Annotated in this window: 18 protein-coding genes, 1 tRNA gene and 1 pseudogene; 6 read left to right on the top strand and 14 right to left on the bottom strand. The window is 73.6% G+C overall.

Features of this window, described 5'->3' with window-relative positions; translation table 11 throughout:
• Positions 1–203: 203 nt before the first annotated feature.
• From ACWD3O_RS27275 to ACWD3O_RS27305, 7 genes and pseudogenes are all read right to left on the bottom strand, one after another.
• Positions 204–1,514 (bottom strand): annotated as a pseudogene (locus ACWD3O_RS27275) (HD-GYP domain-containing protein); the annotation flags it as partial.
• A gap of 146 nt (positions 1,515–1,660) precedes the next feature.
• Positions 1,661–1,996 (bottom strand): mycothiol system anti-sigma-R factor, encoded by a 336-nt coding sequence (gene rsrA / locus ACWD3O_RS27280; RefSeq protein WP_451417704.1) that lies wholly within the window; start codon positions 1,994–1,996, stop codon positions 1,661–1,663.
• Positions 1,993–2,670, bottom strand: coding sequence for a sigma-70 family RNA polymerase sigma factor (locus ACWD3O_RS27285; protein WP_356130449.1), 678 nt, complete (start codon positions 2,668–2,670; stop codon positions 1,993–1,995). The genes rsrA and ACWD3O_RS27285 overlap by 4 nt, the downstream gene beginning before the upstream one ends.
• 271 nt (positions 2,671–2,941) lie before the next feature.
• Entirely contained in the window at positions 2,942–3,265 is a 324-nt protein-coding gene (locus ACWD3O_RS27290) for a DMT family transporter (protein WP_356130447.1), read from the bottom strand.
• A 79-nt stretch (positions 3,266–3,344) separates the two neighbouring features.
• On the bottom strand, positions 3,345–4,355 hold the full coding sequence (gene rsgA, locus ACWD3O_RS27295) for a ribosome small subunit-dependent GTPase A (RefSeq protein ID WP_451417705.1): 1,011 nt from the start codon (positions 4,353–4,355) through the stop codon (positions 3,345–3,347).
• A 9-nt stretch (positions 4,356–4,364) separates the two neighbouring features.
• On the bottom strand, positions 4,365–5,714 hold the full coding sequence (gene aroA / locus ACWD3O_RS27300; RefSeq protein WP_451410336.1) for a 3-phosphoshikimate 1-carboxyvinyltransferase: 1,350 nt from the start codon (positions 5,712–5,714) through the stop codon (positions 4,365–4,367).
• Between the two features lie 187 nt (positions 5,715–5,901).
• A complete protein-coding gene (locus ACWD3O_RS27305; RefSeq protein ID WP_451417706.1) occupies positions 5,902–6,588 on the bottom strand; it encodes a M50 family metallopeptidase in 687 nt (228 codons plus the stop codon).
• Positions 6,589–6,743: 155 nt separating this feature from the next.
• Here ACWD3O_RS27305 and ACWD3O_RS27310 point away from each other — a divergent pair, with 155 nt between their 5' ends.
• The gene (locus tag ACWD3O_RS27310; RefSeq protein ID WP_451417707.1) at positions 6,744–7,598 is read left to right on the top strand and encodes an SOS response-associated peptidase; all 855 of its coding nucleotides are present in this window, start codon (positions 6,744–6,746) and stop codon (positions 7,596–7,598) included.
• Positions 7,599–7,731: 133 nt separating this feature from the next.
• Positions 7,732–8,358 (top strand): alpha/beta hydrolase family protein, encoded by a 627-nt coding sequence (locus ACWD3O_RS27315; RefSeq protein WP_451410333.1) that lies wholly within the window; start codon positions 7,732–7,734, stop codon positions 8,356–8,358.
• Between the two features lie 16 nt (positions 8,359–8,374).
• Here ACWD3O_RS27315 and ACWD3O_RS27320 read toward each other — a convergent pair whose 3' ends face one another.
• Entirely contained in the window at positions 8,375–8,959 is a 585-nt protein-coding gene (locus tag ACWD3O_RS27320) for a TetR/AcrR family transcriptional regulator (protein ID WP_451410332.1), read from the bottom strand.
• Positions 8,960–9,143: 184 nt separating this feature from the next.
• Here ACWD3O_RS27320 and hisN point away from each other — a divergent pair, with 184 nt between their 5' ends.
• The 3 genes from hisN to ACWD3O_RS27335 all read left to right on the top strand — a co-directional run bounded on the left by hisN (position 9,144) and on the right by ACWD3O_RS27335 (position 11,153).
• Positions 9,144–9,944 (top strand): histidinol-phosphatase, encoded by an 801-nt coding sequence (hisN, locus tag ACWD3O_RS27325; RefSeq protein ID WP_451410331.1) that lies wholly within the window; start codon positions 9,144–9,146, stop codon positions 9,942–9,944.
• A gap of 355 nt (positions 9,945–10,299) precedes the next feature.
• Positions 10,300–10,689: a CBS domain-containing protein gene (locus ACWD3O_RS27330; RefSeq protein ID WP_451410330.1), complete on the top strand. Its 390-nt coding sequence runs from the start codon at positions 10,300–10,302 to the stop codon at positions 10,687–10,689.
• A gap of 50 nt (positions 10,690–10,739) precedes the next feature.
• Positions 10,740–11,153 carry a Fur family transcriptional regulator gene (locus ACWD3O_RS27335; RefSeq protein WP_451417708.1) on the top strand — a complete coding sequence of 138 codons (414 nt, stop codon included), beginning with the start codon at positions 10,740–10,742 and terminating at the stop codon, positions 11,151–11,153.
• Positions 11,154–11,306: 153 nt separating this feature from the next.
• Here ACWD3O_RS27335 and ACWD3O_RS27340 read toward each other — a convergent pair.
• The 3 genes from ACWD3O_RS27340 to ACWD3O_RS27350 form a co-directional block, all read right to left on the bottom strand.
• Positions 11,307–11,380 (bottom strand) — tRNA-Met (locus ACWD3O_RS27340).
• 73 nt (positions 11,381–11,453) lie between these two features.
• Positions 11,454–13,355, bottom strand: coding sequence for a tetratricopeptide repeat protein (locus ACWD3O_RS27345; RefSeq protein ID WP_451417709.1), 1,902 nt, complete (start codon positions 13,353–13,355; stop codon positions 11,454–11,456).
• A 271-nt stretch (positions 13,356–13,626) separates the two neighbouring features.
• Complete coding sequence (locus ACWD3O_RS27350) at positions 13,627–16,521, bottom strand: UPF0182 family membrane protein (protein WP_451417710.1); 2,895 nt, start codon at positions 16,519–16,521, stop codon at positions 13,627–13,629.
• Between the two features lie 138 nt (positions 16,522–16,659).
• Between ACWD3O_RS27350 and ACWD3O_RS27355 the strand changes: the two genes are divergently transcribed.
• Complete coding sequence (locus tag ACWD3O_RS27355) at positions 16,660–17,202, top strand: PPA1309 family protein (protein ID WP_451410326.1); 543 nt, start codon at positions 16,660–16,662, stop codon at positions 17,200–17,202.
• A gap of 132 nt (positions 17,203–17,334) precedes the next feature.
• On the opposite strand, the gene ACWD3O_RS27360 is transcribed toward ACWD3O_RS27355, so the two are convergent.
• From ACWD3O_RS27360 to ACWD3O_RS27370, 3 genes are all read right to left on the bottom strand, one after another.
• Complete coding sequence (locus ACWD3O_RS27360; protein ID WP_451410325.1) at positions 17,335–18,429, bottom strand: YlbL family protein; 1,095 nt, start codon at positions 18,427–18,429, stop codon at positions 17,335–17,337.
• Between the two features lie 438 nt (positions 18,430–18,867).
• The gene (locus tag ACWD3O_RS27365; protein WP_451410324.1) at positions 18,868–19,338 is read right to left on the bottom strand and encodes a molybdenum cofactor biosynthesis protein MoaE; all 471 of its coding nucleotides are present in this window, start codon (positions 19,336–19,338) and stop codon (positions 18,868–18,870) included.
• Positions 19,339–19,567: 229 nt separating this feature from the next.
• The gene (locus ACWD3O_RS27370; RefSeq protein WP_451410323.1) at positions 19,568–20,698 is read right to left on the bottom strand and encodes an SDR family oxidoreductase; all 1,131 of its coding nucleotides are present in this window, start codon (positions 20,696–20,698) and stop codon (positions 19,568–19,570) included.
• Positions 20,699–20,866: the final 168 nt, after the last annotated feature.

The raw sequence follows: 20,866 nt of genomic DNA on the forward strand, positions 1-20,866 counted from the left end.
CCGGCCTTGCTCTCGGCTGCGTGCCCAGCATTGTTTTCGGCTCCGTGCCGGGCGCTGACCCCGAGGCTGTCCCCGGCCCCGGCCCCGTCCTCGGCCCCGCCTCCGGCGCTGACCCCGGCGCTCACCTCGGCCCCGTCCCCGGCCCCGGCGCTGACCCCGGCGCTGACCCCGGCGCCGTTCCCGGCGCTTCCGCCCGCCGCGGTCCCGTCCCGGGACGGGGGCCCACCCGGTGGCGGGGCGGGCGGGGCCGGGTCGTCCGAGGTGACGACGGGGTTCCAGCCGTGCCGGTCGAGCGCGCGCGTGAGGGCGGTGACCATGCGCGGGTCGAACTGGGTGCCGGCGCAGCGGGCGAGTTCCTGGAGCGCGGCCGTGACGGGCCGGGCCCGGCGGTAGGAACGGGTGGAGGTCATCGCGTCGAAGGCATCGGCGACGGCGACCACGCGCGCGCACTCGGGGATCTGGCACCCCGACAGCCCGTACGGGTAGCCGCTGCCGTCGAGGCGTTCGTGGTGGTGGAGGATGGCCGCCCTCGCCTCCTCCAGGAAGCCGATGCCGCGGGTCATCTCGTGCCCGTACTCCGGGTGCAGCTCGATCGCCCGGCGTTCGGCCGGGGTGAGCGGCCCGTCCTTGCGGAGCAGCCGGGTGGGGACGCCGATCTTGCCGACGTCGTGGAGGATGCCGGCGAAGCGGATGACCTCGACCCGCTCGTCGTCCATGCCGAGTTCCCGGGCGATCATCACGGAGGCCTGGCCGACCCGTTCGCTGTGGCCGCGGGTGTAGCCGTCCTTGAGGTCGACGGCCCGCACCAGGGCCCGCACCGTGGACCGGTGGGCGGCGCGTTCCCGGTCGGAGTGGGCGAACACCCACCAGGTGACGTACATCGGCAGGAGGACGAGGAGCGCGGCGGCCGGTCCGTGCGGGGAGCGCCACAGGAGGGCCATCATCACGCCGGCGAGGCCGTGCACCGCCATCGGCGGGAGGGAGCGGACCAAGGGGGGCCACCAGGCGGCGCGTACCGGGGCGCGGTCGGCGAGGATCCTCATCCCGCCGTCCAGCAGGACCGCGGTGGCGCAGAACACCGGCACGGCGAGGGCGGCGGCGAGCAGCGCCCCCGGCAGGTCGGAGGCGACCACGGCGTCCCGGCCGCCGAGCACCCAGTACGTCCACGCGGCGGCGTGGACCGACAGGCACAGGCTGGCGGCCCGCCAGGCGCGGCGCAGGAGCCGCGGCGGGTCGGTGACCGGCGCGAGGAGGGTGCCCGGCACGGCCACCAGGGCGGCGGCGGGCGGGGGGAGCAGGAAGGCGGCGGCGAGCAGGACCGGGTAGAAGGCGTCCAGCCCGGTCCGGCGTCCCGCCTGTCCGCAGGCGGCGTAGACGGCCGCCAGCAGGAGGACGGCCCACCACGGTGCGTGCAACTGCGGGAGGGGCGACAGGCAGAGGCCGGCGGCGAGGACGGCGGCGACCGCGTAGACACGCGCGCCGACCGGCACCGATGCCGCCGGAACCGACCCCATGGCGCCCCCTCCCCCGGCCCGGACCGGCGCGGTCCGGTTCGTGCCCGTTCTGCCTCGGAGCGTAGAACGGCCGAATGGGGTACAGGGAGCCTGATAGGTGAATCCGCGGGCCTATGACCCGCGGATTAGCACGTAAGGGTGAAAGCTCAGGCGTCGCCGGATGACGCGGGCGTCACCGACGCGCCCTGGGTCTTGACGTCCGGCCCGGCGGGGCCGTGGCCCGTCTCGCCCGAGCGGATCAGCTCGATGCGGCCCATCACCTTGGCGCGCAGGTCGGCCGGCACGTCGTCATGGCCGCAGCAGCGCTTGACCAGCTTCTTCACGGCCTGCTCCAGGCCGTACTTCTCCAGGCAGGGCGAGCACTCCTCGAAGTGCTCCTCGAACTTCGCGCAGGCCGAGTCCGGCATCTCACGGTCGAGGAACTCGTAGAGGTGGTCGAGGATCTCCGTGCAGTCCGTCTCGTGCGGCTCTCCACAGCTCATGAGCCCGAGCCTTTCGCTTCGTTCGACTTGCCGGCGCCGGCGGGGACGAGTCCGCGGTCGCGGGCGTAGTCCTCCAGCATGCCGCGCAGCTGACGGCGGCCCCGGTGCAGCCGGGACATCACCGTGCCGATGGGTGTCCCCATGATGTCCGCGATCTCCTTGTAGGCAAACCCCTCGACATCCGCCAGGTAGACGGCGATGCGGAACTCCTCGGGGATCGCCTGCAGCGCCGACTTCACGTCGGAGTCCGGCAGGTGGTCCAGCGCCTGCGACTCGGCGGACCGCAGGCCCGTCGACATGTGCGACTCGGCGCGCGCCAGCTGCCAGTCCTCGATGTCCTCGGCGGCGCTGCGCTGGGGCTCCCGCTGCTTCTTGCGGTAGGAGTTGATGAACGTGTTGGTGAGGATGCGGTACAGCCAGGCCTTGAGGTTGGTGCCCTCACGGAACTGGTGGAAGGACGCGTACGCCTTGGCGTAGGTCTCCTGCACCAGGTCCTCGGCGTCGGCCGGGTTGCGCGTCATGCGCAGCGCGGCCGAGTACATCTGGTCGAGGAACTCCAGCGCGTCCCGCTCGAAGCGGGCGCTGCGCTCCTCGTCCGTCTCGGTCGTCCGCCTGCCCTCGGCGCCCTCGGCGCTCGCGGGCTGTTCCGCGTCGGTCCCGGCGACCGGACCCACCTCCTCCAGTGACGTGCCACTCGAATCGGAGGATAGACGAAGATCCCCTCCGGCCGCCCGCCGGGCGGCGCCCGTGCGCGACGAGGGGAGCACCGACCACTCGAGTTCGGTGGCGCGGCGGCTGGGGCACGCAACGGATCCCATGCGGCGGATTCCTCCCGGGGCGACTGGTCAGGACGTGTCGTTCTCCCCCTTCAACCTCACGCCCCACCGACGCATTCCCGTGCCACCGGGAGACCCGCGGCACGGCGGCCCGGCGCACGGAGACGGCTCAGTGCACGGACCCGGTGAGCTGGAGCCCGATCACGCCGCAGATGACCAGGCCGATCGAGACGATCTTCAGCACGGAGACCGTGTCCCCCAGGAAGACCATGCCGTAGATCGCCGTGCCCGCGGCCCCGATACCGGTCCACACCGCGTAGGCGGGCCCCACGTCCAGCCGCTTGAGCGCCAGGGTGAGCAGGCCGAAGCTGCCCAGCGCGAAGACGCAGAAGGCGAGGGTGGGATAGAGCCGGGTGAGGCCGTGGGAGAGCTTGAGGCAGACCGCGAATCCCGTCTCGAGCAGCCCGGCGACCACGACCAGCAGCCACGCCATGGGGTGTCCTCCGCATCCGTCAGGCTCCGCGGCCGCACGATCCGGACCGGTTGACGCGATTATGCCTGGATTGCCCCGCTCAGTCCCCTTCTCGCGCCTCCCGCGTCGAGAGCAGCCGCCTGAGGGAGTACAGCCGCGCCGGGTCGGCGTGGCCGTCGGCGACCCACTGGTCGAGGGCGCAGTCGGGCTCGTCGTGGCTGCAGGCACGGGGGCAGTCCGCGGTCCCCTCGTCGAGGTCGGGGAAGGCGTGGATGACCCGGGAGGGGTCGATGTGGGCGAGACCGAACGACCGCACGCCGGGCGTGTCGACGACCCAGCCCTCGGCGCCCTCCAGCGGCAGCGCCAGGGCGGAGGTGGTGGTGTGCCGGCCGCGGCCGGTCACCGCGTTCACATGGCCGGTGATCCGCCGGCGTTCGGGCGGCACCAGCGCGTTGACCAGGGTGGTCTTGCCGACGCCGGAGTGGCCCACGAAGGCGGTGACCTTGCCGGCCAGGTGCTCGCGCACCCGGTCGGCGGCGCCGCCGTCCTCGAGTTCCTCGCGGCTGGTGACGACGTAGGGGATGTCGAGGGCGCCGTAGAGCTCCAGCAGCTTGTCCGGCGAGGCCAGGTCCGACTTGGTGAGCACCAGCAGCGGGGTCAGACCGCCGTCGAAGGCGGCCACCAGGCAGCGGTCGATCAGCCGGGGCCGGGGCTCGGGGTCGGCGAGGGCGGTGACGATGGCGAGCTGGTCGGCGTTGGCGACCACCACCCGCTCGTACGGGTCGTCGTCGTCGGCCGTGCGGCGCAGCACGGAGGTGCGGTCCTCGATGCGGACGATCCGCGCCAGGGTGTCCTTGGCGCCGGAGAGGTCGCCGACCAGGGCCACCCGGTCACCGACCACGGCGGCCTTGCGGCCCAGTTCGCGCGCCTTCATGGCGGTCACCGTGCGGCCGTCGACCAGGCAGGTCAGCCGCCCGCGGTCCACGGTGAGGACCAGTCCCCCGGCCGCGTCCTCGTGCTTGGGCCGGATGTGGGTCCGCGGCCGGTTGCCCTTGCGGTTGGGGCGGCTGCGAATGTCGTCCTCGTCGGTGTGCTTGCCGTAGCGACGCATGGTTCCGCCCTACCGCCGGTCCTCGAGCATGCCCGTCCACAGCTCTGTGAAGTCGGGCAGGGTCTTGGCGGTGGTGGCCACGTTCTCGATCTCCACCCCCTCGACGGCGAGGCCGATGACGGCGCCGGCGGTGGCCATCCGGTGGTCGTCGTAGGTGTGGAAGACGCCGCCGCCCAGGGGGCGCGGCCGGATGTGCAGGCCGTCGGCGGTCTCGGTGACGTCGCCGCCGAGTCCGTTGATCTCCTTGGTGAGCGCGGCCAGCCGGTCGGTCTCGTGCAGCCGCAGGTGGGCCACGCCGCGCAGGGTGGACGGCGAGTCGGCGAGGGCGGCGACCGCGGCGATGCCGGGGGTGAGCTCGCCGACCTCGGAGAGGTCCACGTCGATGCCGTGGATCCGGCCGGTGCCGGTGAACACCAGGCCGTACTCCTTGAGCTCGCAGGCCCCGCCCATCCGGGTGAAGATCTCCCGCAGCCGGTCGCCGGGCTGGGTGGTGCGCTCCGGCCAGTCCGGGACGATCACGCGTCCGCCCGTCACCAGGGCGGCGGCGAGGAACGGCTGCGCGTTGGACAGGTCGGGCTCGACGGTCAGGTCGCGGCCCAGCAGGGCGCCGGGCGTCACGCGCCAGACGTTCGCCTCGCCGCCGGACCCGGGGGCGTCCACCTGGGCACCGGCCGCGCGCAGCATGTCCACCGTCATCTGGATGTGCGGCAGCGAGGGCAGGGTGGCGCCGGTGTGCCGGACCTCGACGCCCTGGTTGAAGCGGGCTCCGGAGAGCAGCAGCGCGGAGACGAACTGGGAGGAGGACGAGGCGTCGACCTCGACCGGCCCGCCGTCCAGGGCGCCGCCGCCGTGCACGGTCAGCGGGAGGGTGCCGCGCTCCTCGTCGTCGATCCGGGCGCCGAGGGCGCGCAGGGCGTCGATCACGCCGTGCAGCGGACGCTCGTGGGAGCGGGGGTCGCCGTCGAAGTGGACGGGACCGTCGGCGAGGGCCGCCACGGGGGGCAGGAAGCGCATGACGGTGCCGGCGTTGCCGACGTCGACGGTGGCCGGGCCGGCCAGCGGCGCGGGGATGACGCGCCACGCCTCGCCGGCCTTCTCGCCGCCGGGGGTGACCGTGGAGTTGGAGGAGATGGTCTCCTCGATGCCGACGCCCAGCGCGCGCAGCGCCTCCGCCATCAGCAGCGTGTCGCGCGAGCGCAGCGGGCGGCGGATCCAGCCCGGCTCGGAGGCCAGGGCGGCCAGCACCAGCGCGCGGTTGGTGACCGATTTCGATCCCGGCACGTGGACCGTCGCGTCGACGGGCCCGCTCGCGGTGGGGGCGGGCCAGAGGTCGGTCTGCTGCGGGGAGTGAACGGTCATAGGGCCCACTCTAGTGGCTGACCGCGGGGGAGATTCTTGATCAAAATCGGGGAAATACCGCCGAAACAGGTCTGTGGTAGCGGCATTTCCACGCCTCGGACGCCCACACTGCAAGACGCCCACACTGCAAGACGCCCACGGCGCGAGGTGCCCCGGCGCGAGGGCCCCCGGCGCCAGGTGCCCGCGGTCAGAGGTCGAGCAGCCACCGCGCGCCGCCCATCAGCGAGCACAGCGACACCACGTGGAAGAGGAAGAGCCAGAGCGCGGGCGGCGTACCGGTGAGCGAGGAGAGCTGGTCGGCGTCGGACGCGCCGGTGGGGTTGCGCCGCCGCTCCCGCTGGAGCTCGAAACCCGGACGGACGCCGCCCAGCAGGAGGAACCACACCACGGCGTAGGCGAACGCCGCCTGCACCTGCGGGCCGGTCCGCCAGGACACCAGGAGGAACAGCGCGCCGGTGAGCAGCACGGTGATCACCCCGTAGACGTTGCGGATCATCACCAGCATGGCCAGCAGCAGCGCCGTGGCCAGCCACAGGAGCAGGGTGATCCGGCCCTCGGAGAGCAGCGCCGCGCCGCCGAGGCCGAGCAGCGGGGGCGCGGTGTAGCCGGCCAGGGCGGTCAGCACCATGCCGACGCCCCGGGGCTTGCCCCTGCTGACGGTGAGACCGCTGGTGTCGGAGTGCAGCCTTATCCCGGTGAGGGTGCGGCCGGTCAGCAGCGCCACCAGGGCGTGGCCTCCCTCGTGCGCGATGGTCACGGCGTTGCGGGCCAGGCGCCAGACCGCGGACGGCACCACCACGGCCAGCGCGGCCACGGCGGTGGCGACCACCACCCACAGGTCTGGGTCGGGCTGGCGGCCGAGGACCTGGTCCATCGCGCGGTCTCCTTCGCGGTGTGCGGCGGCGTCCTGAGGGGGACGCCGATGTCCCGGGCTCGTGTCCGGGCTCGTGTTCCGGGCTCGTGGTCCGGGGCGTGCGGGATGCCGGGGCCGGTGGTCCGGCGAGGGCCCGGCCTGGCAGTGTGGCACGTATGTGCGGACGGTATGCATCCACGCGGGCTCCGGAGGACCTCGCGGACATCTTCGGCGTCGAGGCCGGTCTCCTTCCCCCGCCGCCCGGTTCCGGAACCTCCGGCGGCGTGCCGGAGGAGTCCTTCGCACCGGACTACAACATCGCCCCGACCAAGGAGGTGTTCGTCGTCCTGGACCGCCCGCTGAAGGGCTCCGGCGACCCTCGGCCGGTGCGGCAGCTGCGGCGCCTGAAGTGGGGGCTGGTGCCGGCCTGGGCGAAGTCCCCCGAGGGCGCGGCCCGCATGATCAACGCCCGCGCCGAGACGGTGCACGAGAAGCCCAGCTACCGCCGGGCGTTCGCCTCACGCCGCTGCCTGCTGCCCGCCGACGGCTACTACGAGTGGGTCACCGGCAAGGAGGAGCGGGACCTGGAGGTCGAGGGGCGGCGCAAGCGGGCGCGCAAGCAGCCGTACTTCGTCACACCGGTCGACGGCTCGGTCTTCGCGATGGCCGGGCTGTACGAGTTCTGGCGCGACCGCACGCTGCCGGACGACCATCCGCGGGCATGGTGGGCCACCTGCTCGGTGATCACCACCGAGGCGGAGACCTCGCCGCTCGGCGTCGCCCCCGCCGAGGGGCCGCGGGCGCTGGCCGACATCCATCCGCGGATGCCGCTGATGCTCACCCCCGACCGCTGGGACGCCTGGCTCGACCCGCGCCGTGAGGACCCGGAGGAGCTGCGGGCGCTCCTCGCCCCGCCGCCGGGCGGGCTGATGCGTGCCTACCCGGTCTCCACCGCGGTCAGCAACGTCCGCAACAACGGGCCGGAGCTGCTGAAGGAGCTGGCGGGACCGGAGGAGGGCACACTCTTCTGACGTGACGCATTCCGAGAGTTCAGCGAGTTCAGCGCGTTCGGCGAGTTCGGCGAGTTCGGCGAGTTCGGCGAGTTCGGCGAGTTCGGCGAGTTCGGCGAGTTCCGCGGCGTCCGGTGCCGCGGGTCCCGAGGCCGTGACCGAGCTGGTCGCCACCGAGGCCGGGGAGGCCCGGATCACCTGGCGGCGGGCGCGTGACGCCCGGCTGGTGCTGGCGGTGAGCCACGGCGCCGGGGGCGGTGTGGAGGCGGGCGACCTCCAGGCGCTGGCGTCGGTGCTGCCGCGGCACGGCGTGACCGTCGCGCTGGTGGAGCAGCCGTGGCGGGTCGCGGGCAAGAAGGTGGCTCCGGCGCCGAAGACGCTGGACGTGGGGTGGCGGGGCATCTGGCCGGCGGTGTCCCGGCAGGGCCTGCCGGTGATCTCCGGGGGCCGGAGCGCGGGGGCCCGGGTGGCGTGCCGCACGGCGGGGGAGCTCGGCGCCGCCGCCGTGCTGGCGCTCAGCTTCCCGCTGCACCCGCCGGGGCGGCCGGAACGGTCCCGGGTGGATGAGCTCGCGTCGGTCACCGTTCCGCTCCTGGTCGTCCAGGGCGCGAACGACCCGTTCGGCCGGCCCGAGGAGTTCCCCGCCGGGCTGCGTCCCGCCGCGGTCGTGCCGCACGCCGACCACGGCCTCGCCGTCCCCAAGCGCGCCCCCCTCACCCGGTCCGACGCCCTCGACCTGGTGACCACCGCGGTCACCGCCTGGACCGCCACCCTCCCGTGACGGCCGAGCGGGGGTCTCAGGCGCGGCGGGGCAGGGCGGTGCGGAGGAGGTCGGTGGGGGTGGTGCCCGGGGGTGGGGGCGCGAGGACGCAGGAGAGGCCCACGCGGACGGCGAGCTCGCAGGCCCGCGCGGCGCCCGGCGCCGCCCCCAGTGCCGCCACGGCCCGGTCCCGCGCGAGGGCGACCAGCTCCGACGGCGACGGCAGCGCTCCGTCCGCCCGCCGCTGCGCCGGCACCGCCGACGACGACGGCACCGCCGTGAGCACCGGCGCCGGCAGCCCCTCGCCCCAGCACCCGGTGAGCAGTGCCCGGGCGATCACGCTCCCCCGGCCGGCCCGCACCGTCCACTCGGCCACCGCGGCGAGCCGTTCCCGCGGATCGGTGTGCGAGGCCAGCGCGCGGTCCAGCCCGGCCAGGTAGGCGTCGGCCGCCCGCCGCACCAGCGCGCGGGCGAGGCCCTCCTTGCTGCCGAACTCGTTGTAGAGGGTCTGCCGGGAGACCCCGGCCGCGGCGGCCACGTCGACCATCCTCACCACCGCCCAGGGCTGCCCGTCCAGCGCCCTCTCGGCGGCCTCCAGCAGCGTGTCGCGTGCCGTGCGCATCGTCGCCTCCCCCCGGACCGCTCCGCGGTCCGCCCCGCTCCCGGGGTCTGCGCCCAGACTTGACGTGACCCAGGTCACTGTCAAGGCCCCCGGCGCCCTCGGGGACAGGGCCTCACGGCCCTGGCGTCAACCCCTCTCCGCCCCGTGTAGCCCCGCCGCGCGCCCGGCCGATACGGTTTCCGCCATGGCCGACTACCTGGATGACCTGCGTTTCGCCCACGTCCTGGCGGACACCGCCGACGCCGCGACGACGGCCCGCTTCAAGGCGCTCGACCTGAAGGTCGAGACCAAGCCGGACATGACGCCGGTGAGCGAGGCCGACAAGGCGGCCGAGGAACTGATCCGCGGCCAGCTCCAGCGCGCACGGCCACGGGACGCGATCCTCGGCGAGGAGTACGGCGTGGAGGGCACCGGCCCCCGCCGCTGGGTGATCGACCCGATCGACGGCACGAAGAACTACGTGCGCGGCGTGCCGGTCTGGGCCACGCTGATCGCGCTGATGGAGGCCGGCGAGGGCGGCTACCAGCCCGTCGTCGGCGTGGTCTCCGCGCCCGCGCTGGGCCGCCGCTGGTGGGCGGCGAAGGGCCACGGCGCGTACACCGGCCGCAGCCTGTCCTCGGCCTCGCGGCTGCGGGTGTCCAAGGTGTCGCGGATGGAGGACGCCTCGTTCGCCTACTCCTCGCTGACCGGCTGGGAGGAGCAGGGGCGCCTCGACGGTTTCCTGGACCTGACCCGCGAGGTGTGGCGGACCCGCGCCTACGGCGACTTCTGGCCGTACATGATGGTGGCCGAGGGGTCCGTGGACATCTGTGCGGAGCCGGAGCTCTCGCTGTGGGACATGGCGGCCACCGCCGTGATCGTCACCGAGGCGGGCGGCGTCTTCACCGGCCTCGACGGCCGCCCCGGCCCCCACAGCGGCAACGCGGCCGCCTCCAACGGCCTGCTCCACGACGAGCTGCTCGGCCACCTCAACCAGCGCTACTGACCAACCAGCGCTACCGAGCCGGCGCGGCGCCCCCGCGACGCCTCCGCACGCCCCCGACGCCCCGGGACGCCCCGCGCGCCCCGGGGTGACGTCTTGTCGACCGCCCGCCCGGCTGCGACGCTGACGACGTCCCCGGTTCCGCGCGACGGCGAAGCCCTGGTGCGCGGGCGCGCCGCGCCGCCGCTCCGGCGCTTCCCGGTGCCTCGGTGCTGCGGCGCTGCGGCGCTGCGGCGCTGCGGCGCTGCGGCGCTGCGGCGCTGCGGTGCTCCAGCACTGCTGTGCTGCTGTGCTGCGGCACTGCGACGTCGGCACTTCCGGCGCTGCGGCGCCTCACAGGAGGAGGTGACTCCGGCCGATGTTCGTCCGCGACGCGATGACCAAGGCGCTGCTCACCGTGGGCCCCGCCCACACCCTGCGCCAGGCCGCCGTCCTGATGTCGTCCCGCCGCGTCGGTGCGGCGCTCGTGCTCGACCCGGAGGCGGCCCATCCGGGCATCCTCACCGAACGGGACATACTCAACTCCCTCGGCCTGGGGCAGGACCCGGACGTCGAGCGCGCCCACGCCCACCTCACCGCCGACGTGGTCTTCGCCCATCCGTCGTGGAGCATCCAGGACGCCGTCCGGGCCATGGCGCACGGCGGTTTCCGGCACCTCGTGGTCCTGGAGAACGGTGAGCCGGCGGGCATCGTGTCGGTCCGTGACGTGCTGCGATGCCTCTCCCGCCGCGATGCCGACGGAACTTAGACCGTGTCCAATTCGAGACAGGCTCCCGCGCCGCTGTTAGGCTGAGCACCATGAGCGACCTGTTGGAACGCCTGCGCGGACGCGGCTGGCGCATGACCGCACAGCGGCGCGTGGTGGCCGAGGTCCTCGAAGGCGAGCACGTCCACCTGACGGCCGACGAGGTCCACGCCCGTGCCGCGGCCAAGCTGCCGGAGATCTCCCGGGCGACCGTCTACAACACGCTGGGCGAACTGGTCTCCCTCGGCGAGGTCGTCGAGGTGACGACGGACAGGCGCGCCAAGCGCTACGACCCGAACGCCCACCGGCCGCACCACCACCTGGTGTGCGCGGGCTGCGGCGCCATCAAGGACGTCCATCCGACCGGGGACCCGCTGGCCGACCTGCCGGCCGCCGAGCGCTTCGGGTTCACCGTCTCCGATGTCGAGGTCACCTACCGCGGCCTGTGCCCGGAGTGCACCGCCTGACGCCTCCCGCACCGCCGGGCCAGTCGACGTCACCCCAGCCCGCCACCGGGGACCCTCCGCCCCCACCGGGCGCCCCCCGCGGCGGCGCGTGGCGTGGCGGGACAACGCCGAAGGGGTCGGACCGGAGAACCGGTCCGACCCCTTCGGGTTCAGTAGCGGGGACAGGATTTGAACCTGCGACCTCTGGGTTATGAGCCCAGCGAGCTACCGAGCTGCTCCACCCCGCGTCGACTCGTTGAACACTACGCGACGTGGGCGTGACGCGCAAATCCGATCCGGTCGGCCCCGGCGGAGGGGCCGTCAGGCGGAGAGTTCCTCGCGCAGCACGGCGCCGAGCCGGGCCGCGCGCTCGCGGACCTTGTCCGGCCCCAGCGCGGTGGCGCGCTCGGCCCAGCGCTGCCCCTCGGACAGCTCGCCGCGCCGGGCGTGGGCGAGCGCCAGACGCAGCGCGGCGCCTCCGTGCCCGGCGGCCGCGGCCCGCTTCCACCAGAGCACGGCCTCCGCCTCGCTGCCCTCGCGGGCCAGCAGCAGGCCGAGGTTGAACGCGCCGCTCTCCGAACCGGCCTGGGCGGCCTCCCGGTACCAGCGGGCGGCCTCCTCCATGTCGCCCCGCGCGGCGGCCAGCATGCCAGCTCTGACCTGCGCCTTGCGGTGCCCCTGCCCGGCGGCCCGCTCGTACCACTCCTCGCACTCGGTCTTCTGGTGCGCGCACGGGCCCAGCTCGTGCGCGGGCGCCGGCGGACGGCGGCGGTCCAGCACCATGGCCAGCCGGTAGGCCGCCTCGGCGCTGCCCGCCCCGGCCGCGCAGCGCAGGTACCGCTCGGCCTCCTGCTCCTCGCCGTCGCGCAGCAGGGCCACGCCGACCTGGAGCGCCGCGTCCGGGTGCCCGGCCGAGGCGGCGCGCTCGAACCAGCGCAGCGCCTCCTTCTCCTCGCCCCGGTTGCTGTGCAGGATGCCGAGGTTGCAGGCGGCCTCCACGCTGCCCGCCTCGGCCGCCTTGGAGAACCACGGCTCCGCGCCCGCCGGGTCGCCGTTGCCCAGCAGCAGGACGGCCAGCGCGTTGGAGGCCTCCCGGTGCCCGGCGTAGGCGGCACGGCGGTACCACTGCTCGGCCTGCGCCGTGCGGCCCTGTTCGGCGCAGAGCAGGCCCAGGTTGTAGGCGCCGTTGACGTCGCCGGCGTCGAGCGCGGCGCGGTACCAGCGCGCGGCGGTCTGGGTCTCGCCGCGCTCCGCGTGCAGCGCGCCCAGGGCGTTGGCGGCCGCGCCGTCGCCGTCCCGGGCCGCCTTGAGCCACCAGGAGGCGGCGTTCTCGGTGTCCCCGGCGTCACGGAGCAGGTGGCCCAGCGCGCACGCGGCACGGGCCTCCCCGCCCTTGGCGGAGGTCAGGTACCAGCGGCCGGCCTCCTTGAGGTCGCCGCGGCGCTCCAGGATCTCGCCGAGGCGCAGCGCGGCCTGGTGGTGGCCGCGGGCGGCGGCCTGCCGGTACCACTGCTCGGCCTCCCGGGAGGCGGTGTCGGCCCGCCCCCCGGCCCCGCGGCCCGCGGCGCGCGCTGCGCGCCCGGCGCGGCCCGCGGGGGCGTCGGCCGGGGACGCCTCGGCGGTACGGCGCTCGAGGGCCTGGGCGAGGCGGTAGGCGGCCTCCCGGTGGCCGCGGTCGGCGGCGGTCCGCAGCCAGGTCTCGGCCTCGGCGGTCGCGCCCCGGTGCTCGAGCAGGTCGGCCAGGGCGTAGGCGCCCAGCACGTGGCCCTCCTCGGCCGCCTGGCGCAGCCAGTACTCGGCGCCGGGCTCGTCCCCGCGCTCGCGCAGGTGGCGTCCGAGGGCGTGCGCGGCGGCGGCGGAGCCCGCCACGGCGGCGATGCGCCACCAGCCGGCCGCCTCGTCGGCGTAGCCGCGCTGGTGGAGGAGGACCCCCAGGTTGTTGGCGGCGGCCCGGTCACCGGCCGCGGTGGCAACGCGCAGCGGGCCCTCGGCCCCGTCCAGGTCGCCGCGGCGCAGCAGCATGGCGCCGAGGACGCTCATCGCCTCGATGTCGCCGGCCTCCGCGGCGATCCGACGGCCCGCCTCGTCCACAGGGTCGCCTACGAAGCCGGTGGCCTGCCCGGCTCCCTCGACACCGGTGGCCTCATCGGCCCCAGCGAGCCCGTCCGGATCGACGGACGGTGCAAATCGCCCTGTGTCCAACAGAGTTCCCTTGTCCCCCATAACGTCCATCGTCGCACCACCCGAACCCCGGGTACACCTGGTATACCGCAGCCTTGGAGGTCACTTCAGCGTTTTGTCGACATGCCCACAGAGAGACAAGTAAAACCCGGGCAGCCCAACTGCCCAACTGCCGCAAGGGGTGTTGACCCCTGCCGGCCTGCACCGAAGTCCGGAACGGACAAGGCCCGGTTCCCCCGAACGAGGGACCCGGGCCTTGCGCCGAATCCGAAGATCCGGTAATGGCGCTTCGGTCAGCTACCGACCGGAAGGGTCAGTCACCGGCCGAGGGGGCCCGGGCCTCCTCGGCGCGCCTCAGCGCCTCCTCGAGATCTTCCTGTGCCCGTCCGTAGGCCTCCCAGTCACCCTTCTTGAAGGCCTCCTGGCCCGCGTCGAAGGCTTCCTGGACGTCCTTCAGGGCCTGGTCGAGCGTGGGGTCACCCGTGTCCGGCGGGGTGTCCTCACCGGGCGGGGTCTCCTCCTCGGGCGGCTGGGCCTCGCCGCCCGCGCCGAACACCTTGTCCAGGGCCTGCCCCAAGGTGTCCTCGAAGGCGGTCTGGCCGTTGTAGCTCACCAGCACCTTGCGCAGCAGCGGGTACTTGAGGCCACCGCCGCGGACGTAGACCGGCTCGACGTAGAGCAGGCCCTCGTCCAGCGGCACCGTCAGCAGGTTGCCGTACTCGACCTCGGAGTCGCCGCCGCGCAGCAGCCGGATCGTCTCGGCGATGTCCTGTTCGGAGTTGAACATCGACTGGACCTGCTTGGGGCCCTGGACGGTGGTGCTGGTCGGCAGTTTCAGGATCCGGATGCTGCCGTAGTCGTCCGTGCCCGCCTCGGCGTTGACCGCCATGAAGGCGCTCAGGTTGTCGCGGCCGTTGGGCGTGAACGTCGTGGTCAGCGAGAAGGCCTGCTTCTGCTGGTCCGGCATCTTCATGGAGAGGTAGTACGGCGGCACCGCCTCGCCGGCCCGGGTGGTCGGGTCGTCCGGCACCTGCCAGACCTCGCTGCCGCTGAGGAACGTCTCGGCGTCGTCCGAGGAGACGTGGTAGCGGGTCAGCAGCTCACGCTGGACCTTGAAGAGGTCCTGCGGGTACCGCAGGTGGGCCATCAGCTCGTCGGAGATGGCCGTACGCGGCTCCACGGTGTCCGGGAAGGCCTTCATCCAGGTCTTCAGGACGGGGTCCTTGGTGTCCCACTCGTAGAGCTTGACGTCACCCGTGTAGGCGTCGACCGTCGCCTTGACCGAGTTGCGGATGTAGTTGACCCGGTCCTGCTGGGCGATCACCGCCCGCTGGTCGGTGGTCAGCGAGTCGGAGGTGGTGTCGCCGAGGGTGGTGCGCGAGGCGTACGGGTAGCCGTTGGAGGTGGTGTAGGCGTCGACGATCCACTGGATCTTGCCGCCGATCACCGCCGGGTACGGGTCGCCGTCGATGGTCAGCCACGGGGCGACCGCCTCGACCCGCTCCTTGGGCGTGCGGTTGTAGAGGACCTTGGAGCCCTCGCCGATGGCGCCCGAGTAGAGGATTTGCGGCTCGCTGAAGGCCACCGCGTACGCGGCCCGGTTGAGCGGGTTCGCCAGGCTGACGCCGCTGTCGCCCTTGTACCGGGTACCGACCTCCTGACCGTCCTTGGAGTAGTCGATCTCCTCCTGCGGACCGCCGACGATCGAGTACTGGGTGGTCTTCTCGCCGTAGTACACGGCCTGCTGGTAGGAGCCGAGCTGGCCCTTGGACGGCAGGTCCGACTCGGTGAAGACCGGCAGGCCCTCGCTGTCGGCCTCGGTGCCCTTGGCCGCGACCACGCCGTAGCCGTGGGTGTAGCGGAAGTGGTCGTTGATCCAGTTCCGCTTGGGCACGCCGTTCAGGTCGAGCTCACGCAGGCCGATCACGGTGTCCTGGGTCTGGCCGTCCACCGTGTACCGGTCGACGTCGAGGTTCTCCGGGAAGCCGTAGTAGCTGCGGATCTGCTGCCGCTGCTGGAACGTCGGCGAGACGATGTTCGGGTCGAGCAGGCGGATGCTGGCGGCCGCGTCGGCCTCGCCCCGCAGCTCCGGCTTCTGCTCCGGGTCGGCGCCGCGGCCGGAGTACCCGGTGACCTTGGTGTCGTCGATGTCGTAGGCGTAGCGCGTCGCGTCGATGTTCTTCGCGACGTACGGCGCCTCCTTGGCCTGCTCGTTCGGCTGGACCTGGAACTTCTGCACGATGGCCGGGTACAGGCCGCCGATCAGCAGCGCGGACAGGACCATCAGGCCGAAGCCGATGACCGGCAGCTGCCAGGTCCGCCGCCACAGCGTGGCGAAGAACAGCACGGCGCAGATGACGGCGATGCAGAAGAGGATCGTCTTGGCCGGCAGGTAGGCGTTGGCGTCGACGTACCGCAGGCCGGTCCAGTTGTCGGTGGCCTTGAAGTCGCTGGACTTCACGGCCAGGCCGTACCGGTCCAGCCAGTAGGCGACCGCCTTGAGGGCCACGAACAGGCCGAAGAGCACCGAAAGGTGCCCGGTCGCCGCGCCGGTGGCCTTGGCGCCCGGCGAGCTGAGGCGCAGACCGCCGTACAGGTAGTGGGTGACGGCGGCCGCGATCAGCGAGAGGATCACGGCGGCGAAGCCGAAGCCCAGCAGGAACCGGTACCAGGGCAGGTCGAAGGCGTAGAAGGCGACGTCCAGACCGAACTGGGGGTCCTTGCGGCCGAAGTCCACGCCGTTGATCCAGGTGAGCCAGGTGCGCCACTGGCTGCCGGCCGACGCACCCGCGACCAGGCCCACCAGGGCCGTGATCGCGAGCAGGACCCACTTCTTGTACGGGGCGATGCCCATCCGGTACCGGTCGAGGTTCTGCTGCTCGACCGACATGGCGCTCAGCGGCGGTCGCAGCCGGTGCGCCAGCCAGATGTTGACGCCCACGGCGGCGGCCATCAGCAGGCCGAAGACGAAGAAGAGCCCGATCTTCGTGGTGAGGGTGGTCGTGAAGACCGACGAGTAGTCCACCGAGCGGTACCAGAGCCAGTCGGTCCAGAACCCGGCGAACATGGTGAACGCCATGCCGAGGACGGCAAGGACGCCCAGCGTCATGAGCAGGGTCCGGGACCGCCGGGACGGGCGGCCCACTCTGATCCGCGGCCCTGTCGGGCCTCCGCCGCGGTCCGGCATCTGGAAAGCCAAGGTGCGCACCTCAAGTCAGTGGTGATCCGCCGGATCCTCCGCGGGCCCGGCGGGAGGGACCCGTTCATCATGGATCCCCACGTATGCAACTTACCGAGGCTTTACCCAGTTCCCGATTACGGGTGGATACCAGGCAGGATTGTGACCATGTCCAACACCCCCATGGCGGCGAACCCGCTCACCCGGGCCGTGCTCGAGATCGACGAGTACGCCTCCACCCTCGGCTGGGACCAGCCCGCCCGTCTCTTCGCCCTCGTCGACACCTCCGCGCTGCGCTCCCAGGAGCCCGCCCTCGCCGACCAGCTCGGTCTCCCGGAGGAGCCGGAGCAGGCCGCGCTCACCCCCGTCGAGCAGGACGAGATCCCGGCGTCGCAGCCGCTGGACGAGTTCCTCGCCACCATCGCCTGGCCGGACGCCGTCGCGGGCTGCGCCCTCACCGTGGAGCGGCTGATGCTCCCGCCGACGGCCGAGGCCGAGGTGCCGATCGGCCTCGACGACGCCGGGCTGGCCCGCTGGGTGGCCGAGCACCCTCAGCGCCAGGAGGTCCGGATGACGGTGGCCGTGCTGCGCGACGGTTCCCGCGAGTCCGCGCTGCGGCTGCGGGAGAAGGACTCCGCCACCGAGGTGCTCACCGGTTCCGGCCTGGTGCCCGGGCTGGCCGAGGCGCTCGCCGCCACCTTCGAGGACTGAGGGGCCTGCCGGCGCCGGGGGGGTCACTCCTCCGGCGCAGCGGGGGCCGGCGGATCCCGTCCCGCCGGCGGTCCCGTCGGTGGGTCAGTCGGCGGATCAGTCGGTGGGTCAGTCGGTGGGTCAGTCGGTGGGTCAGTCGGCGGCGCAGCGCGGGAGCTCGCCGGTGCGGCCCTCGCGGATGTCCTCGAGGGCCTCGAGGGCGTCGTCCATGGTGCCGATCCGGACCAGGGTGAGGCCGTCGGGGACGTCCTCGGCGGCGGTGGCGCAGTTCTTCTCGGGCGTCAGGAAGTACTTCGCGCCCTTGGAGCGCGCGCCCAGCGTCTTCATGCTGATGCCGCCGATGGGCCCGACCTCGCCCGCGTCGTCGATGGTGCCGGTGCCCGCCACGAAGGCGCCGCCGGTGAGGCTGCCGGGCGTGAGCTTGTCGTAGATGCCGAGCGCGAACATCAGGCCGGCGCTGGGACCGCCGACGTCGGCGAGCTTGATGTCGATGTGGAACGGAAAGGTGTGGTCGGTCCCGGCCGCGATGCCGACGATGGCGCGCGGCTTGCCGCCGTCCTCGGACTTCGCCGTGGTGATGGTGAGTTCCTTGGTGCGGGTGGCCGCGCGGCCCTCCCGTTCGGCCGCCGCCTGCTCCTTGGCCGGCACGACGGTGAACACGACCCTGTCGCCGGGCCGGTGGCGGGTGACCAGCTTCGAGACGTCGCCGGGCTCCTTCACCGCGGTCCCGTCGACGGCCTTGATCACGTCGCCGGCGTGCAGCACCCCTTCGGCCGGGGTGTCCTTGACCACCGTGGAGACCACGACCCAGGACTCCACCGGGATGTCCAGTTCCCGCAGGGCGGCGACCTTGGCGCTCTCCTGCGACTGGCTGAACTCCTCGGCGTTCTCCTGGCTGGACTCCTCCTCGGTCTGACCCTCCGGGAAGAGCGTCTCGTGCGGCACGACCTTGTTGTCGTGGGCCAGCCAGCCGTACATCGCCGAGACCAGGTTGAGCCGGTAGTCCGGGCTGGTCACCCGGACGGTCGTCATGTTGAGGTGGCCGTCCGCCGGGTAGGTGCGGCGGCCGGAGATCTGCAGCACGGGCTCGCCGTCGTGCTTGCCGAGGGTGTTCACCGTGGGGCCCGGCGTCATCTCGGAGTACTCGGTCGGGACCGCCAGGCCCACGCACAGGAGCACGATCAGCATCAGGGTCGAGGCGAGCATCGTCGCAGTGCGGCGTGGCATGGAACGACAGTACGGGACCGGCCTGCCGGAGCACCGCCGGGGCCGTCCGTACGGGCCTCCCCGGTGGCGCCCCGGTACTCCGCCCGCCTGTGCCGGACGGCGCGTGTCTCAGGAGCCGGAAACCGTGGTGGTGGACCTCTCCATCGCCTCGCGGAAACGTGCGTATCCGACGAGTTCCGGTCCGTCCCCCCGGGTCCTGCGCGTCCTCAGGGCCCAGGTGCCCCACAGACTCGCGCCGATCGCAGCCACCAGCGGAATCAGCAACCAGGCGAGAGCCGCCATGCCGACCTCCCAACCCGAATGAGCGACTGCAACTGACTGATCAGCAGATTAACCATCTACTGTGACAACGCTCATATCCGCCCCCCGGTTACGCAACCGGAGGCGGGGCGGGATTTCCCCGCCGGACGGGGCGGGGGCGAGCCGGCGCGGCGGGCGTCAGCAGGCGCCGACCCACTCCTCGGTGCCGTCGCCGAACCGCTGGTGCTTCCAGATCGGCACCTCGTGCTTGAGGTCGTCGATCAGCCGACGGCACGCCTCGAAGGCCTCCGCCCGGTGCGGGCAGGACACCGCCACCACCACGGCGAGGTCACCCACCGTGAGGTCACCCACCCGGTGGACGGCCGCGAGCGCCCGTACGGGGAAGTCGGCGGCCACCTTCTCCGCCACGCGCCGTAGCTCCGCCTCGACGGAGGGGTGGGCGGAGTACCCCAGGGCGTCCACGTCGGATCCCCCGTCGTGGTTGCGGACCGTTCCGACGAACAGCGCGGTCCCGCCGGCCGCGTCGTCCCCGACGGCCCGGAACACCTCGTCCAGGGACAGCGGCGTGTCGCGGACCGCGATCAGCTTGACGGGGTCCTGCGCGGCGCGCTCACCCGGATGGACGTCGGAGGAGTGGGAGTCAGCCATGCCTGCCATCGTGCCCCACCCGCCCCGCCACCGGAAGCCCGACCCGGCCCCGTCGACGCAGGTCGCCGGGGCGGTGCCGGGCGGCGCGGCCGGGTGGCCCCGGGCCGGGCGGAGGGCGGCGGCGGGGGCGGCGCGGCCCGGTGGCCCCGGGCGGGGCGGAGGGCGGCGCGGCCCGGTGGCCCCGGGCCGGTGGCCCAGGGCCGGGCGGAAGGCGGCGGGGGCGCGGGGGTCAGCGGCGGCGGGCCCGGCGGGCGCGGCGGATGACCGCGGCCGTGCCGAGGAGGGCCACCGTCGCGCCGGCGGCACCGGCCGCCGTGGCGTCCTTGCGGCCGAGCCGCCGCCCGGCCACCGTGTGCCGCCCGGCCACCTCGGCCAGCAGTTCGGCGAGGACCTCCTCGTTGCTCCACCGCGGCCGCCACCCGGCGTCGTGCAGCCGGCTGCCGCTGACCACCCACGGGTACATCGTGTAGGCGAGGTCGCCCGCCGGGGACGGCGTGAGGCCGATCCGGTGGAGCCGCGCCGCCGCGCCCAGCGCCACCGCGGACGGCAGCTCCATGCGGCGGATCCCGCTGAGCTCCTCGACCTCCTCCTGCTCCAGCCACCCGTCGCAGCCGACGGCCACCTCGCCCTCGACCTTCTCCAGCACCGCGTACTCCAGCGCGGAGCACAGGTCGTCGACGTGGCAGAACTGCCAGGCGGGCCGCGAACCGGCCACCACCAGCAGCCGCGGCGACTCGAAGTACCTGGTCAGCGCCGTATCGGTGCCGCCGCCGACCAGGACGGCGGGCCGCAGCACGGTGACGTTGAGGCCGGGGTGGGCGCGGGGCGCGCGGCGGCCGAGCCGTTCGATCTCCAGCAGGTCGCCGACGGCCGTGGCCTCCGCGGTGGCCCGCAGCTCGGCGTCCTCGGCCAGCGGCGGCTCGTTGTCCGGCAGCGCGCCGTAGACCATGGCGGAGGTGCAGAGCACCACCCGCCGCACTCCGGCCGCCGCTGAGGCGGTGAGCACGGTCTGGGTGCCGCGGACGTTGTAGGCGGTGCGGGCCGCCGGGTCCGTCTCCAGGTCGAGGTCGACCGCCAGGTGGACGACCACGTCCACGCCGCGCAGCCGCTCGGCAATCGCGGGGTCCCGGATGTCGAGGATCTGCCACCGGGCGGCGGCGCAGTCGCCGCGCCGCTCGTCGAGGGCGACCACCTCCCGGATCTCGGGGGAGGCGGCGAGCCGCTCGGTCAGCAGCGCGCCGACGCCGGAGGCCGCGCCGGTGACGGCCACGACGGGCCCCCGCCCGGCGGGGGGACGGGCCGCCGACGCGTCGGCCGGGGCGTTTCGCGCTGCGCGAACCTGCGGATCTGGGGAACTCACCAGGCGTCTCCAGCGGTTGTCTCGAGAGGAACGCGCGTGCCGCGTGTACGTACCAGGTGGCATCCATCCTGCCGCAGGCCGATGGTCGGCGGAGCATCAAGGCTCTATCGGGCCGGGGTGTCTACGCTGGGTGGTGTTGTCGGGCAGCCGCGCCGCCGGAGAGAGACC

The organism is Streptomyces sp. NPDC002640, assembly GCF_053592575.1.

What these genes read in the sequence shown, in the direction of transcription:
- rsrA (WP_451417704.1), bottom strand. Translation starts at nt 1,996, where the DNA reads ATGAGCTGTGGAGAGCCGCACGAGACGGACTGCACGGAGATCCTCGAC.
- ACWD3O_RS27290 (WP_356130447.1), bottom strand. Translation starts at nt 3,265, where the DNA reads ATGGCGTGGCTGCTGGTCGTGGTCGCCGGGCTGCTCGAGACGGGATTC.
- rsgA (WP_451417705.1), bottom strand. Translation starts at nt 4,355, where the DNA reads ATGCGTCGCTACGGCAAGCACACCGACGAGGACGACATTCGCAGCCGC.
- aroA (WP_451410336.1), bottom strand. Translation starts at nt 5,714, where the DNA reads ATGACCGTTCACTCCCCGCAGCAGACCGACCTCTGGCCCGCCCCCACC.
- ACWD3O_RS27305 (WP_451417706.1), bottom strand. Translation starts at nt 6,588, where the DNA reads ATGGACCAGGTCCTCGGCCGCCAGCCCGACCCAGACCTGTGGGTGGTG.
- ACWD3O_RS27310 (WP_451417707.1), top strand. Translation starts at nt 6,744, where the DNA reads ATGTGCGGACGGTATGCATCCACGCGGGCTCCGGAGGACCTCGCGGAC.
- ACWD3O_RS27320 (WP_451410332.1), bottom strand. Translation starts at nt 8,959, where the DNA reads ATGCGCACGGCACGCGACACGCTGCTGGAGGCCGCCGAGAGGGCGCTG.
- hisN (WP_451410331.1), top strand. Translation starts at nt 9,144, where the DNA reads ATGGCCGACTACCTGGATGACCTGCGTTTCGCCCACGTCCTGGCGGAC.
- ACWD3O_RS27330 (WP_451410330.1), top strand. Translation starts at nt 10,300, where the DNA reads ATGTTCGTCCGCGACGCGATGACCAAGGCGCTGCTCACCGTGGGCCCC.
- ACWD3O_RS27335 (WP_451417708.1), top strand. Translation starts at nt 10,740, where the DNA reads ATGAGCGACCTGTTGGAACGCCTGCGCGGACGCGGCTGGCGCATGACC.
- ACWD3O_RS27345 (WP_451417709.1), bottom strand. Translation starts at nt 13,355, where the DNA reads ATGGGGGACAAGGGAACTCTGTTGGACACAGGGCGATTTGCACCGTCC.
- ACWD3O_RS27355 (WP_451410326.1), top strand. Translation starts at nt 16,660, where the DNA reads ATGTCCAACACCCCCATGGCGGCGAACCCGCTCACCCGGGCCGTGCTC.
- ACWD3O_RS27360 (WP_451410325.1), bottom strand. Translation starts at nt 18,429, where the DNA reads ATGCCACGCCGCACTGCGACGATGCTCGCCTCGACCCTGATGCTGATC.
- ACWD3O_RS27365 (WP_451410324.1), bottom strand. Translation starts at nt 19,338, where the DNA reads ATGGCTGACTCCCACTCCTCCGACGTCCATCCGGGTGAGCGCGCCGCG.